10 protein-coding genes and 1 tRNA gene are annotated in these 13903 nt (G+C 69.4%); 6 read left to right on the top strand and 5 right to left on the bottom strand.

Annotated features, from left to right (window positions below; all coding sequences use genetic code 11):
- Positions 1-29: 29 nt before the first annotated feature.
- Positions 30-1091 carry a LysR family transcriptional regulator gene (locus tag AB0389_RS29555; protein WP_366398571.1) on the top strand — a complete coding sequence of 354 codons (1062 nt, stop codon included), beginning with the start codon at positions 30-32 and terminating at the stop codon, positions 1089-1091.
- Here the strand turns inward: AB0389_RS29555 and pheA are convergent.
- From pheA to AB0389_RS29530, 5 genes are all read right to left on the bottom strand, one after another.
- Positions 992-2002 (bottom strand): prephenate dehydratase, encoded by a 1011-nt coding sequence (pheA, locus tag AB0389_RS29550; protein WP_366398570.1) that lies wholly within the window; start codon positions 2000-2002, stop codon positions 992-994. The two genes, AB0389_RS29555 and pheA, sit on opposite strands and share 100 nt — an antisense overlap.
- 9 nt (positions 2003-2011) lie before the next feature.
- Positions 2012-2464 (bottom strand): nuclear transport factor 2 family protein, encoded by a 453-nt coding sequence (locus AB0389_RS29545; protein ID WP_366398569.1) that lies wholly within the window; start codon positions 2462-2464, stop codon positions 2012-2014.
- Positions 2465-2486: 22 nt separating this feature from the next.
- The gene (locus AB0389_RS29540) at positions 2487-3410 is read right to left on the bottom strand and encodes an NAD(P)-dependent oxidoreductase (RefSeq protein WP_366398568.1); all 924 of its coding nucleotides are present in this window, start codon (positions 3408-3410) and stop codon (positions 2487-2489) included.
- 43 nt (positions 3411-3453) lie between these two features.
- Positions 3454-6219 carry a non-ribosomal peptide synthetase gene (locus AB0389_RS29535; RefSeq protein WP_366398567.1) on the bottom strand — a complete coding sequence of 922 codons (2766 nt, stop codon included), beginning with the start codon at positions 6217-6219 and terminating at the stop codon, positions 3454-3456.
- A 1237-nt stretch (positions 6220-7456) separates the two neighbouring features.
- Positions 7457-7540 (bottom strand) — tRNA-Leu (locus tag AB0389_RS29530).
- Positions 7541-7855: 315 nt separating this feature from the next.
- Between AB0389_RS29530 and AB0389_RS29525 the strand changes: the two genes are divergently transcribed.
- From AB0389_RS29525 to AB0389_RS29505, 5 genes are all read left to right on the top strand, one after another.
- On the top strand, positions 7856-8743 hold the full coding sequence (locus AB0389_RS29525; protein WP_366398566.1) for a DUF3662 and FHA domain-containing protein: 888 nt from the start codon (positions 7856-7858) through the stop codon (positions 8741-8743).
- A 10-nt stretch (positions 8744-8753) separates the two neighbouring features.
- Positions 8754-9266, top strand: a complete 513-nt coding sequence (locus AB0389_RS29520) for an FHA domain-containing protein (RefSeq protein WP_114660273.1) — start codon at positions 8754-8756, stop codon at positions 9264-9266.
- Positions 9267-9407: 141 nt separating this feature from the next.
- Positions 9408-11003, top strand: a complete 1596-nt coding sequence (locus AB0389_RS29515) for a PP2C family serine/threonine-protein phosphatase (RefSeq protein WP_366398565.1) — start codon at positions 9408-9410, stop codon at positions 11001-11003.
- Positions 11004-11028: 25 nt separating this feature from the next.
- Positions 11029-12438 (top strand): FtsW/RodA/SpoVE family cell cycle protein, encoded by a 1410-nt coding sequence (locus AB0389_RS29510; RefSeq protein WP_366398564.1) that lies wholly within the window; start codon positions 11029-11031, stop codon positions 12436-12438.
- A complete protein-coding gene (locus tag AB0389_RS29505; RefSeq protein WP_366398563.1) occupies positions 12435-13895 on the top strand; it encodes a penicillin-binding protein 2 in 1461 nt (486 codons plus the stop codon). Before AB0389_RS29510 ends, AB0389_RS29505 begins: the two co-directional genes overlap by 4 nt.
- Positions 13896-13903: the final 8 nt, after the last annotated feature.

The raw sequence follows: 13903 nt of genomic DNA, 5'->3' as shown, positions 1-13903 counted from the left end.
CTACTTCTTAACCTGAAGCGTTAGGGAGGATGACGGTGCTGGACGTACGGAAACTGGTCCTGCTGCGCGAGGTCGGGGCCCGGGGCTCGATCGCCGCCGCCGCGCAGGCACTGAACTACACGCGTTCCGCGGTCTCCCAGCAACTGTCCGCCCTGGAGGCGGAGACCGGCGCCGAGCTGCTTGACCGCAGCAGCAAACGGGCCGAACTCACCGCAGCCGGCCGGCTGCTGGTCGCCCACACCGAACGTATCCTCACCCAACTCGAATCCGCCGAGGCGGAGTTACTCGCCCGGGACGGCGAGGTCACCGGCGAGCTGCGGGTGGGCGTACCGCTGCACGAAGGCCCGTCCCTGCTGGTCCCGGCGTTGAACCGGTTGCGCGCGCGCCATCCGGAACTGCGCATCACCCTGCACGCCGTCGACCCCGACAAAGGCCGCCAGACGGTCCGGCTGGGGCGGCTCGACGCCGTCCTGGCCTCGGGCTACCCGCAGGTGCCGGAGCCACGGGTGCCGGGACTGTACGAGGAGGAGGTGATCGGCGACCGCATCCGCCTGGTCATCGCGCCCGGTCACCCCCTGGCCCGGGGCGAGGAGCCGCGCGCCCTCTCCGAGTTCGCGGAGCAGCCGTGGCTGCTGGACCGGACGTCCAGACTCGGCCGGCTGGCCCTGCACCTGTGCTCCGACGCCGGTTTCGTCCCCGACATCATCTCCGACATCGGGGACATGCAGGCCGTGTTCGGGCTGGTCTCGCTGGGCTGGGGCGTCGCGCTCGTACCCGACCTGGTGCCCGACCGGCCGGGGCATCCGGTCGCGCGCCTCACGCTGAAGGGGATCCGGCCGCTGCGCCGGATCACCCTCGTGGTGCGCGCGGGCGCCCGGGACAGCCCGCAGGTGGCGGCCCTGCTGCCGGCCGTACGGGAGGCTGCCGACGAGCTGCGCCGCCCGCCGGCGGAACCGGTCCACCACCCCTCGGCCGACGCGAACCCCGGCGATCAGCCCACACCCACCACCGACAGCCGACCGCTCTCTCCGGAGGCGGAGGCCGGCAAGGCCGGCACGAACGCGGGCACAGAGGCCGACCAGCGCGGATAGCTGCCCATGAAGCGCATCTCCAGACCCAGTGCGCCGACGGCCGCCATGGCCTGCCGCAGCGGACGCGTGTCGATGTGGGCGTCGACGTCGAGGAACAGGTGGTAACTCCCGAGCGCCCGGCCCGTCGGCCAGGACTGGATCCAGGACAGGGCGATGCCGAACGTACGGAACTCGTTGAGGACGTCGGGGACGAGGGCAGGGCCCGCGGTGCCCAACGACACCAGCAGGGAGGTGCGTTCGCGTACGGTCCTGGCCGGGTGGGACCAGCGGGGCGCCACCGACACGAACCGGGTCACGGCCCCCGCCTCCCGGCCGAGACCGGTGGCGAGGATCCGCAGCCCGTACAGCTCGGCGGCCGGCGCCGCCGCGACGGCCGCGTGCCCGACGACGCCCGCCCCGGCGACGTCCCGGGCCGCCGCGGCGGTCGAGGCGGCCGTACGGGTACGGGCCCCGGGCAGCCGGTCGCGCAGCCAGTCCTGGCACTGGCCCAGCGCGTGCGGATGGCTGTGCACCACGGTCACCTCCTCCAACGCGACGCCCTCCGGGGCCATCAGGGCGAAGGTGACCGGCACCTCGATCTCGGCGTTGATGTGCATCTCCGCCGAGGCCAGCTGGTCCATGGTGGCGGGTACGACGCCGCGCACCGAGTTCTCCAGCGGCACCACCGCCGCGTCGCACTCGCCCCGCCGGGCCGCCTCCAGCGCGGCGGGCACGCTCGGGAACGGCCGGTGCGCGGCATCCCGGTGTTCGGCGTTCCGGTGCGCGGCGTTCCGGTGCTCGGCATTCCTGTCCGCGGCATTCCTGTCCGCGGCTTCCCCCTCCGCGTCGGCCCCGGGATCCGCCGCCGAGAGCAGCCGGCGCAGCGCGGTCTGTGTGAAGGTCCCCTCCGGACCGAGATAGGCGTATGTCATCGTGGCCCGTCAGCTCTCGATCACACGGTGGAACGCGACGGTGTCGAAGATGTCCTCCATACGGACGGCCCGCCCCTCGCGCAGGAACCAGGAGTGCACGAACGGCAGCGTCTCCGTGTAGCCGCTCAGGGAGGTGATGTCCCGGTGGCCGAAGACGACCACGCGCTCGCCCCCGCCGACGAATTCGTCCGGACGCAGCCGCATACCGCCGAGGACCGTGGGCACATGCGCGAGGAACTCCTTGACACCGGCGTGCCCGTGCTTGGTGCCGCCGAGGCCGTACAGGTCCATCCCCTCGGGGTGCACCCACTCGATGTCCGGGTCGAAGGCGTCCAGGAGCGCGCCCACGTCGCGGGCCGCGAAAGCCGCGTAGGCCCGGTGGATCGGCGCCAGTGGATCGGCGCCGCTCACCCCGTCCGTACCGTTGTCCGTTATGCCTGCGTTGCTGGTGCTGTCGGTCATGACGGAAGCCGTTCCTCTCACTTCACTTCTTGAGCTGTTCGGGATAGAGGGCCGCGAGAGTGCGCCGAATGCCCACGCGCCACGGCACCTTGCACGGTCCCGTGAGCGAGCGGCGCAGCGTCGGGTCGAACTGGTAGGTCTCCCGGGTGACCTCGCTCGGTACGAGGTTCGCCTCGACCCCGGTGAGTTCCTCCAGGTAGCGGACGCAGTCGGTGATGCCGACTGACTCGTCGCCGCCCCAGTTGGTCAGGGTCACCGGGACGCTCGCCGCGTTCCACAGGTGCGGGGCCTGCTCGACGAGATCATCGGTGTACAGCAACGAGGTCCAGTTCTGGCCCTCCAGCGGCACCGGGATCGGCTCGCCCGCGAGCATGCGCTTGAAGTACAGCATCGGCACACCGCCGTAACCGCCGGGGCCATAGGCGATGTTGAGGCGTGCGATGACGGTGGGCAGGCCGAGGGTCTGCGCGAACGCCCGGACCGTACCCTCGGCCGCGATCTTGACCACGGGATAGGCGGGCAGCCAGTCGGCCTTGCCGTCCAGCGGGTCGGTCTCGGTGTACTTGTGGTCGAGGGTCTGGCGGGCGTACAGGGCGCCGGTGGAGACGTACAGGAACGCCTCCGCGGTACGGCAGTGGGTCATCAGGCGCCCCGCGGCGACCGAGTTGACCTCGACGGCCGCGTTGAAGTCGCCGTCCTCACCGCGGCGCACCGCGGAGTGGAAGACATGGGTGAAGTCCTCCGGCAGGCCCTTGAGGGAGTCGGCGGTGGTGTCGTCCATGTCCCAGCGGAACGTACGGATGCCGAGGCGGGTCAGCTCCTCCTCGGCTCCGGGGGCGCCGAAGCGGCCCAGCGCCCACACCTCGTTGCCGCCGGCCAGTGCCTCGGCGACCGGCCCCGCCACCTGTCCGGTGGCACCGGTCACCAGAATCTTCTTGCCGTTCACTTACTGCCCCTCCTCGGGGTCGTGGAGCGGGAATCGGTGCGGGTCAGGCGTCGCCGAGGGCGCGGTCCAGCTCCTTGCGCAGGATCGACTGGAAGGTCGCCACGTGCGCCGGGCCCATCAGCGTGTAGTGCTCGCCGGGGACGTCGATGTAGCGGTTCTCGCCGGTGGCGTGCTCGTCCCAGCGGCGCAGCTCGTTCCTGAGCCACTCCTCCTTGGTGCCGCGCAGCGGGATGGCGTAGAAGACGCTCATCGAACGGACCGTGCCGCCGGGCGCGTAGCCGCGGCCGAGGTTGGTGAGACCGTCGGCGAGTTCCGCCCATGCCCTGAACTTCTCGAAGGTGAGGTCGAGGTCGGCGAGCCGGCCCTCGGGCGCCTGGTCCATGAGGTACGCGAGCTGCTCCTCCCTGGGCAGCGACCGCAGTAGCGACGGCAGTTCGAGCGACTGCTTCTTGTCGATCAGCTCCAGGAAGAACGCCAGGTTGGCGGCGGTCTCGACGAAGTCCAGCTCGTTCATGCGGTACTTGATGTGCGGCGGCAGGTTGAAGCTGCCGACGAAGTCGACGCGCTCGCCCTGCGCTTCGAGCACCTTGGCTATCTCGAAGGCGACCGCGCCGCCGTACGAGTACCCCGCGACGGCGTACGGACCGTGCGGCTGCCGGGACCGGATGGCTAGGACGTACGTGTCGACCATCTCGGCGAAGCTCCCGAAGGGCTTCTCGCCGGGGTTGAAGCCACGGGCGCGCAGGGCGTAGAAGGGCCGTTCGCCCACGAAGTACTTGGCGAGGTTGACGAAGACGAGAACCTCTCCGACGCCCGGATGGACGCAGAACAGCGGGGTCCTGTCGCCGGTGACCTGCATCGGCACGATCGGGTCGTACTCCTCCTCGCCGTCCGCCGTCCCGTGGAGGTGGGCGGCCAGAGCGCGCGCGGTGGGCGCCCGCAGCACGGTGATGATCTGCAGGCCGTCCGCGCCGAGCCGCTGGGCGACCAGGGAACGCAGCCGCAGGATGTCCAGCGAGGTGCCGCCCAGGTCGAAGAAGTTGGCGGTGGCGCTCATCCGGGCGGGGTCCGTGTCGAACATCTCGGCGTAGATGCCGGTGAGGGCCCTCTCCGTGTCGCCCTCGGGCGCGGTGTAGCCGCCGAGCCGGCGCAGCACCAGGTCGTCGACGGCGGCCTTCACCTCGTCGTACGCCCCGGCCTCCAGCCGCTTGCGCATCAGCGCGCGCTGGATCTTGCCGAGGCTGGTCTTGGGGAAGGCGTCCTTCGGCAGCGGCAGGACGATCGCGGGCCGGAAGCCCCAGTGCATGACGACGCTGCCGCGCACCGCGCTCAGCACCCGGTACAGGGCCAGCTCGTCGCCGTCCGCGCACTCCGGGTGGAAGGCGATCACGAGCTGCTCGGTGTCGCTGCCGGGGGCGCGGGTGGGGAAGGCGGCGACGTACGAGCGGGCCACGTCGTCGAGGCCTTCGAGGAGCGTCTCGATGTCGTGGCTGAAGTAGTTGACGCCATTGACGATGACGCTGTCCTTGCTGCGCCCGACGAGGGTGAGCCGGCCGTCGTCGATCCGGCCGAGATCACCGCTGCGGAACCAGCCGTCGGGAGTGAAGGCGTCCTGCGTGGCCTGCTCGTTGTTGTAGTAACCAGCCGTGATCATCGGGCCGTTGAGCTGGAGTTCGCCCACCTCGCCCGCCGGGAGTTCGCGGTGGACGTCGTCGGCGACGCGGATGCGCAGCCCCTCGACGGGCCGGCCAAGATTGGCGAATTCCTGCCCCTGGTCGGCCGCCGGGAAGTCGACGGAGTAGACGCTGCCGGCGCAGGTCTCCGACATCCCGAACGCGGGCCACAGCGCGTCGGCGCGCAGCCCGTACGGCGCGAAGCGGCTGAGGAAGGTCTCGCCGGTAGTGCGGACGACGGCCTCGCCACCGCTGATGATGTGCCGCAGCTTGGACAGGTCGATCTCGTCGCCGTCCGTCTCGTCGAGCCGGTCGGCCTGCGGGTTGATCAGCCCCAGCAGGAAGTTGGGGGTGAAGCTCATGGTGACGCCGTAACGGGAGATGATCCGCAGGAAGTCCAGCGGCTCCTGGAGCACCACGGACGCCTCGACGTGCAGCTGGGTGCTGCCCGCGGACAGCGGCAGCAGGTGGCATTCGAGGAGGGCGGCGACATGGTCGAAGGAGACCCAGTTGAGGCTGGTGTCCTCGGCGGTCAGCCCGTGGCAGCCGTTCTTGCCGGCCATGGAGGCGAGCAGATTGGCGTGGCTGAGCATCACGGCCTTGGAGTTACCGGTGGAGCCGGACGTCAGCACGAGAACGGCGGTGTCCTTGGACTCGGCCTCGTAGAAGGAGTCCTCGGGGACCTCGGGGTGCTCGGCGCGCAGTTCCTCCAGCGGGACGACGCTCAGGCCCTCGGCGTACGGGAGTTCGGCGGCGAGGGTGGCGCTGGTGACGATCAGCGGATGGTCGAGGAGGCTGTCGACGTGCGTGAGCTGCGCCGCCCAGCGCTCCGGGTCCCCGCCCAGGGCGGCCATCGGGCACGGTACGAACCCGCCGAGCTGGCAGGCCCAGAACGCGGCGAGGAACTCCTGCGGTTTCTCCAGGAGCAGGACGACCTTGTCCCGTGGGGCGAGGCCGCGTTCCCGCAGGCCGGCGAGGACCGAGCGGGCCGCGTCGAGCAGGTCGGAGTAGCGCTGGAGGGGCGCGTCCCGGTCGTTCGCGCCCCGGGGATAGCGCAGCCCGGACTCCGCGTGGTCCCGGGCGGCGTCGCGCAACAGGTCCACGATGGTCCGCGTCGTCGTCACGGCTGTGGTCATGTGGGATGCCTTCTTCCTCTGCGTCGGCCGCCGTGCCCGGGGGTCACCGGAACGGCATGCCGAACGGTCTGCGGAATGTCCTCGCACGTGCTGGTGAGTCGGCGCGCGACCGCGAAAGGGCAGCGGTGACGGCAGCCGGTAGACAGAGGGGCGGCGCGGCACGCGCGGCCCCCACCCGAGAGCTAAGAAAGAGAAGAGTCAGATCCGCTTATAACCGGCGGATCGGTCCGGCACCTGTCATCGTCCCCCGTCGACCAGGTCAGCCCGGGAACCACGACGTCGGGGCCCCGGATACCCGCCCGACAATAAGAACCGCTCGTCGCGCTTGTCAAAGGACAGAAAGCGCGAGCAGAAATTGCGGGAAATCGGTAGGAAATCCCCAACAAACCTCACCGGGCACGAGGGAGAGCACACCGTCCTGACGCTGAACCCACGGAATATCAAGCAGGGATCCAGATTCCTGACCTGCACGGTTTCGCCGCAAGCAACTTGACCGTTACATTCCGATTTCCAGATGTGTAACAGAAAGAATCTGGTGCCGTATTTACTGACGGTGGGCGTAAGCGATCGAGACACGCCCCGAGCGGACAACCCGCCGCCCGCCGGCCACCGGAGGCCGTACACCCCACAGGCCGCCCCACCGGGCTCACCGCGCGGAGCCCGGTCCCGTCACACCCCGGAGGGAGGCCGGCGGAAGCTTCCCGTCACACTCTCCAAAGAGCGTGGAAATCTCCCGCGACAGCCGAACTCCCGGAAGGACATTGACCACCGAAGGACACCAAGCCTTTGGGAAGAATTTACTTCGGAAAACGGCGATTTGATTTGCCTTCAAAGCCGCCGAGAGGGTCACCCCGACAGCACCCTGAATATCGGTCAGTAAGACCGCCGCGGGCGTACGCGGGCGTACGCGGGCGTACGCGGGCGTACGCGAGTGAGTGCGAGTGAGTGCAAGTGAGTGCAAGTGCGAGTGAGCGGGCATGCGCGGGCGACCGCACTCCGTAAAAGCGACGCCAGAAGGACCGCACAAGACCACCGCGCGCCGGCGCCCGGCCCTGAGACGTAGTTCACATCCGAGGGGTAAACGGGGGGAGCGGGGGGGGGCCGGCGGCGGGCCGGCGGGGAGCCAGGGAGCCTGGGGCAGGGCCACGGAGGCACCGGCCGCCCCAGAGCGACCGAAGATCCACAACGGAACGCGGAACGGGCGGCACCGTAGTTACGGTGCCGCCCGTTCCTTCTGTGCGCGAGGGGGGAGTTGAACCCCCACGCCCTTTCGGGCACTGGAACCTGAATCCAGCGCGTCTGCCTATTCCGCCACCCGCGCATTGGGTGTGCCGTTCGGTGCCTCACCTGCTGGTGTGTGCTCCTGGCGACATCGAGAAGATTAGCACGCACCGGGCGGTGCCCTCACATCCATTCCCGTCGGCGGCCCGGCCCTCGAACAGGGAACGCACAGCGACCGCCCCCACTCCTCCTGAGTACCCCCGGGGTGCGGGACACTGGCGTCGGGGCGGCTCTACGATCCCGTGTGAGAGGGGACACTCATCAACGGGGCAGACAAGGGGAACCAGCCGATTTCCCGACGCGTGGATACGATCAGTAAGCAGTACGAGGACGGCAACGACCGAGGAGGTGCCCCATGGGAGTCATGAAGCGTTTCGAACAGCGTCTCGAAGGTTTGGTCAACGGCACCTTCGCGAAGGTGTTCAAGTCCGAGGTCCAGCCGGTCGAGATCGCGGGCGCCCTCCAGCGGGAGTGCGACAACAACGCGAGCATCTGGAACCGCGAGCGGACCGTCGTCCCCAATGACTTCATCGTGGAGCTGAGCACGCCGGACTACGAGCGGCTCAGCCCCTACTCCGGCCAGCTCGGCGACGAGCTGTCCGGCCTCGTCCGGGACTACGCGAAGCAGCAGCGCTACACCTTCATGGGGCCCATCAAGGTCCACCTGGAGAAGGCCGAGGACCTCGACACCGGCCTGTACCGGGTACGCAGCCGGACCCTCGCGTCCAGCTCGTCGGGGCCCGCCGGCCCCCAGTCCGCCGGCCCGCAGCCGGGCGGCGCGGGCGCGGCCGGACACGGACAGGGCCCCGGGCGCGGCCACTCCGCCCCGCCGCAGCCGGCCTCACCCCCGCAGGGCGCCCCGGGCGGCTACGGCTACCCGCCCGTCGCGGTGCCCCCGCTGCCTGCCTCCTCGCCCGCCGGAGGCCACGCCGGCCCCGGCCAGGGCGGACCGCCCGGCGGCCAGGTGCGCCGCTGGATCGAGATCAACGGCACCCGCCACCAGATCTCCCGCGCGACACTGGTCCTCGGCCGCAGCACCGAGGCCGACGTACGGATCGACGACCCGGGGGTATCGCGCCGACACTGCGAGATCCGGGCCGGAACGCCCTCCACGGTCCAGGATCTCGGGTCCACCAACGGCATCGTGGTAGACGGACAGCACACCACCCGCGCTACGCTCCGCGACGGCTCGCGGATCGTCGTGGGCAACACCACCATCGTATTCAGGCAAGCCGAAGGGTGAAGCGGGGGCAATGTCAGAGCTGACCCTGACGGTCATGCGGCTAGGTTTTCTGGCCGTTCTGTGGCTGTTCGTGATCGTGGCCGTACAGGTCATCCGCAGCGATCTGTTCGGAACACGCGTCACGCAGCGCGGCTCACGCCGCAACGCCGACGCCCGCCCGCAGCAGCCACGCCAGACACCGGCGCCGCCTCAGCAGCGCCAGCAGCAGGGGGGCAGACAGCGCCGGGGAGCGCCCACAAAGCTGGTCGTCTCCGAGGGGTCGCTCACCGGCACCACGGTGGCGCTCCAGGGGCAGACCATCACGCTGGGCCGCGCCCACGATTCGACGATCGTGCTGGACGACGACTACGCGTCCAGCCGGCATGCCAGGATCTACCCGGACCGGGACGGCCAGTGGATCGTCGAGGATCTCGGGTCCACCAACGGCACCTATCTCGACCGGACCCGGCTCACGACCCCGACACCGATCGCGCCAGGCGCTCCGATCCGCATCGGCAAGACCGTCATCGAGCTGCGGAAGTAGTACGACAATGAGCGAGCGGAGCGAGCGAGCCACAACGGTCCCGACAGCGGACCGCGACAGGCTCCCGACCGGAGGGTGGGCAGTGTGGCTCGAGACCGGCTGGCGCGACAGTCGACCGGCGAGCCGACGGGCGAGGTGCGCATGAGTCTGTCTCTGCGTTTCGCCGCCGGGTCGCACAAAGGCATGATCCGGGAGGGGAACGAGGACTCCGGTTACGCCGGTCCCCGGCTGCTGGCCATCGCCGACGGCATGGGGGGCCAGGCCGCGGGCGAGGTCGCCTCGTCCGAGGTGATCTCCACCCTCGTCCAGCTCGACGACGACGTACCGGGCTCCGACATCCTCACCTCGCTCGGTACGGCGGTGCAGCGCGCCAACGACCAGCTGCGGGTCATGGTCGAGGAGGACCCCCAGCTGGAGGGCATGGGCACCACGCTCACCGCGCTCCTGTGGACCGGCCAGCGCCTCGGCCTCGTCCACGTCGGCGACTCGCGCGCCTATCTGCTGCGCGACGGCGTACTGACCCAGATCACCCAGGACCACACCTGGGTGCAGCGGCTGGTCGACGAGGGCCGGATCACCGAGGAGGAGGCCACCACCCACCCGCAGCGCTCCCTGCTGATGCGCGCGCTGGGCAGTGGCGACCATGTCGAGCCCGACCTCTCGATCCGTGAAGTCCGCGCCGGCGACCGCTACTTGATCTGCTCGGACGGCCTCTCCGGCGTTGTCTCGCACCAGACGATGGAAGAGGCCCTCGCCAGCTACCAGGGCCCGCAGGAGACCATCCAGGCCCTGATCCAGCTCGCGCTGCGCGGCGGCGGACCCGACAACATCACCTGCATCGTCGCGGACGTCCTGGACGTGGAGTCCAACGACACCCTGGCCGGGCAGCTCAACGACACCCCGGTCGTGGTCGGCGCCGTCGCCGAGAACCAGCTCCCGCTGAGTTCCGCCGAGAACGCCGCCGCCATGCAGACCCCGGCCGGCCGCGCCGCCGGCCTCGGCCGCGCCGTACCGCAGCAGCCCGCCGGCGGCTTCGGCCCGCCCGGCAGCGGCGACGACTACGGCATGCACGACGGCGGCGGCTACGGGAGCGGTCACGGGCACGGCCAGTACGACGAGGAGGAGTTCATCAAGCCCCGGCCACCGCGCCGCTGGCTGAAGAGCTCCCTCTACACCGTGCTCGCACTCGCCGTCATCGGCGGCGGCGTGTACGGCGGCTACCGCTGGACCCAGACCCAGTACTACGTCGGCGCCAACGACGAACACGTCGCGCTCTACCGGGGCATCAGCCAGGATCTGGCCTGGATCTCGCTCTCCACGATCGAGAAGGACCACCCGGCGATCAAACTCAAGTACCTCCCGCCGTACCAGCGCAAGCAGGTCGAGGCCACCATCGCCGAGGGCAGCCTCGCCGCCGGCCGGGTCAAGATCAGCGAGCTCGCCACCCAGGCCTCGGCCTGCGAGAAGGACGAGCAGCGCCGCGCCGCCGAACAGAGCTCCAAGCCGGTCACCGGCTCGGAGGACTCCGAAGGCAGCACCGGCACGGAGACCTCTCCCAGCCCGAGCATCACGCCCAGTGCCGACAGCACCACAGGCACCGGCACAGGCACCGCCACCGGTACGAACGTCTCGGCCCGGACCACCGACATCAAGCCGAAAACCGCGACCCCCACTGCTGGCCCCACCCTCTCCGAGGATGAACAGAAAGTGGTCTCGAACTGCGGTAAGCAGCAGTAGCGGCCGTAGGGGGCTTTTCACCACCATGAGCGTTGTCACCAACACGACCACCATCGGCGCGATCGAAGCACCGAGCCGCCGCAACACCGAGCTCTTCATGCTCGCCTTCGCCGTCGCCATCCCGGTGTTCGCGTACCTGAACGTGGGACTGGCGCTCGACGGCAAAGTACCGGCGGGCATGGCCGGTTACGGCCTCGGCCTCGGCCTGCTCGCGGGCGTCGCGCACCTCGTGGTGCGCAAATTCGCCCCGTACTCCGACCCGCTGCTGCTGCCGCTGGCGACCCTGCTCAACGGACTGGGGCTGGTGCTGATCTGGCGGCTGGACCAGTCGCCGCGGCTGATCTACCAAGCCAACCTCCGAGGCGGCTTCAGCCCGGACGCCCCCAAGCAGCTGCTCTACTCGGCCATCGGGATCGCGTTCTTCGCGGCCGTACTGATCCTGCTCAAGGACCACCGCATCCTTCAGCGCTACACGTACATCTCGATGGCCGGCGCGCTCGTCCTGCTGATCCTGCCCATGTTCTTCCCGGCCGTGAACGGCGCGAAGATCTGGATCAACATCGCCGGATTCACCATCCAGCCCGGTGAGTTCGCGAAGATCATCATCGCGATCTTCTTCTCCGGCTATCTGATGGTGAAACGGGACGCCCTGGCCCTCGCCAGCCGCCGCTTCCTGGGCCTGTACCTGCCCCGCGGCCGTGACCTCGGACCGATCCTCGCGATCTGGGGCATCTCGATCCTCATCCTGGTCTTCGAGACCGACCTCGGCACCTCGCTGCTCTTCTTCGGTCTCTTCGTGGTCATGCTGTACGTCGCCACCGAGCGCACCAGCTGGATCGTCTTCGGCCTGCTGATGTCGGTCGGCGGGGCCGTCGGCGTCGCCTCGTTCGAGCCGCACGTCCAGGCCCGGGTCAACGCCTGGCTCGACCCGTTCTCCTGCTACGGGAAGAGCGACGCCTGCGACCAGATCGGTCAGGCGCTGATGTCCTTCGGCTCGGGCGGCACCCTCGGCACGGGCCTCGGCCAGGGCAACTCCGACCTCATCTCCTACGCCGCGAACGCCGACTTCATCCTCACCACCGTCGGCGAGGAACTGGGACTGGCCGGCACGATGGCCTTCCTGATGATCTACGCACTGATCATCGAGCGCGGCGTACGCACCGCCCTCGCCGCCCGCGACCCCTTCGGCAAGCTCCTCGCCATCGGCCTCTCCGGCGCGTTCGCCATCCAGGTCTTCGTCGTCGCCGGTGGCGTCCTGGGCCTCATCCCGCTGACCGGTATGACGATGCCGTTCGTCGCGTACGGCGGTTCCTCCGTCCTCGCCAACTGGGCCCTGATCGGCATCCTCATCCGTATCAGCGACACCGCCCGCCGCCCCGCGCCGGCGCCCGCCCCGTCCCCCGACGCCGAGATGACCCAGGTGGTCCGACCGTGAACAAGCCCCTGCGCCATATCGCGATCTTCTGCGGGCTGATGATGCTCGCCCTGCTGCTCCGGGAGAACTGGCTCGCCTACGTACGCGCCGACGAGCTGGCCAACAACAAGCACAACCGCCGGGTGCTCATCGAGCGGTACGCCTACGAGCGCGGCAACATCATCGTCGACGGCAAGCCCATCACCGGCTCCGCCAAGACCGAGAGCACGGACTTCGTCTACAAGCGGACGTACATCGACGGACCCATGTGGGCCCCCGTCACCGGCTACGCCTCGCAGGCGTTCGGCGCCAGCCAGATCGAGAACCTGGAGGACGGCGTCCTCACCGGCACCGACGACCGGCTCTTCTTCGACCGCACCCTGGGGATGTTCACGGGCAAGGAGAAGAAGGGCGGCAACGTCGTCACGACGCTCAACGGCGCCGCCCAGAAGGCCGCCTACGAGGGCCTCGGCACCAAGAAGGGCGCCGTCGCCGCGATCGACCCGCAGACGGGCAAGATCCTCGCCCTGGCCTCCACCCCCAGCTACGACCCGTCGAAGTTCGCCGGCAACAGCGACAAGGACACCAAGGCCTGGGTCGCGCTCGACAAGAAGAACGACGCCGACGACCCGATGCTCAACCGGGCGCTGCGCGAGACCTACCCGCCCGGATCCACCTTCAAGGTGCTGACCGCAGCGGCCGGCCTGGAGCACGGCGTGGTCAAGGACGTCGACGCGGCGACCGACTCGCCGCTCCCCTGGATCATGCCGGGGACCACCACACCGCTGGTCAACGAGAACAACATCCCCTGCAAGAACGTCTCGCTGCGCGAAGCGCTCCGTATGTCCTGCAACACGGTCTTCGGCAAGCTCGGCTACAACGTCGGCAAGGACAACATGCTGGAGACGGCCAAGAAGTTCGGCTTCAACGCGGAGCAGTTCATCCCGGTCCGTTCCAACGCCTCGTACTTCCCCGAGGAGATGAACGACTCCCAGACGGCCCTCTCCTCCATCGGCCAGTTCGACACCCGCGCCACCCCGCTCCAGATGGCCATGATCGCCGCCGCCGTCGCCAATGACGGCAAGCTGATGAAGCCGTACATGATCGACCGGCTCGAATCGCCCAGCGTGGACACCCTGTCCCAGACCGAGCCCGAAGAGCTGCACCGTCCGCTCACCCAGGAGCACGCGCAGATGCTCCAGAGCATCATGGAGACGGTCGTCAAGGACGGCACCGGCAAGAACGCCCAGATCCCCAACGTGACGGTCGGCGGCAAGACCGGCACGGCCCAGCACGGCGAGAACAACAGCAAGAACCCGTACGCCTGGTTCATCTCGTACGCGAAGACGGACAAGGGCTCCCCGGTCGCCGTCGCGGTCGTCGTCGAGGACTCGGGCGCCAACCGCGACGACATCTCCGGCGGCGGCCTGGCCGCCCCGATCGCGAAGGACGTCATGAAGGCCGTGCTCGACAAGTAGTGACACCG

Origin of the sequence: Streptomyces sp. NPDC093109 (assembly GCF_040701725.1) — a bacterium.
Taxonomy (GTDB): domain Bacteria; phylum Actinomycetota; class Actinomycetes; order Streptomycetales; family Streptomycetaceae; genus Streptomyces.
This window is presented reverse-complemented; position numbering and strand designations above follow the sequence as displayed.

What these genes read in the sequence shown, in the direction of transcription:
- pheA (WP_366398570.1), bottom strand. Translation starts at nt 2,002, where the DNA reads ATGACATACGCCTATCTCGGTCCGGAGGGGACCTTCACACAGACCGCG.
- AB0389_RS29510 (WP_366398564.1), top strand. Translation starts at nt 11,029, where the DNA reads ATGAGCGTTGTCACCAACACGACCACCATCGGCGCGATCGAAGCACCG.
- AB0389_RS29535 (WP_366398567.1), bottom strand. Translation starts at nt 6,219, where the DNA reads ATGACCACAGCCGTGACGACGACGCGGACCATCGTGGACCTGTTGCGC.
- AB0389_RS29555 (WP_366398571.1), top strand. Translation starts at nt 30, where the DNA reads ATGACGGTGCTGGACGTACGGAAACTGGTCCTGCTGCGCGAGGTCGGG.
- AB0389_RS29515 (WP_366398565.1), top strand. Translation starts at nt 9,408, where the DNA reads ATGAGTCTGTCTCTGCGTTTCGCCGCCGGGTCGCACAAAGGCATGATC.
- AB0389_RS29545 (WP_366398569.1), bottom strand. Translation starts at nt 2,464, where the DNA reads ATGACCGACAGCACCAGCAACGCAGGCATAACGGACAACGGTACGGAC.
- AB0389_RS29525 (WP_366398566.1), top strand. Translation starts at nt 7,856, where the DNA reads ATGGGAGTCATGAAGCGTTTCGAACAGCGTCTCGAAGGTTTGGTCAAC.
- AB0389_RS29520 (WP_114660273.1), top strand. Translation starts at nt 8,754, where the DNA reads ATGTCAGAGCTGACCCTGACGGTCATGCGGCTAGGTTTTCTGGCCGTT.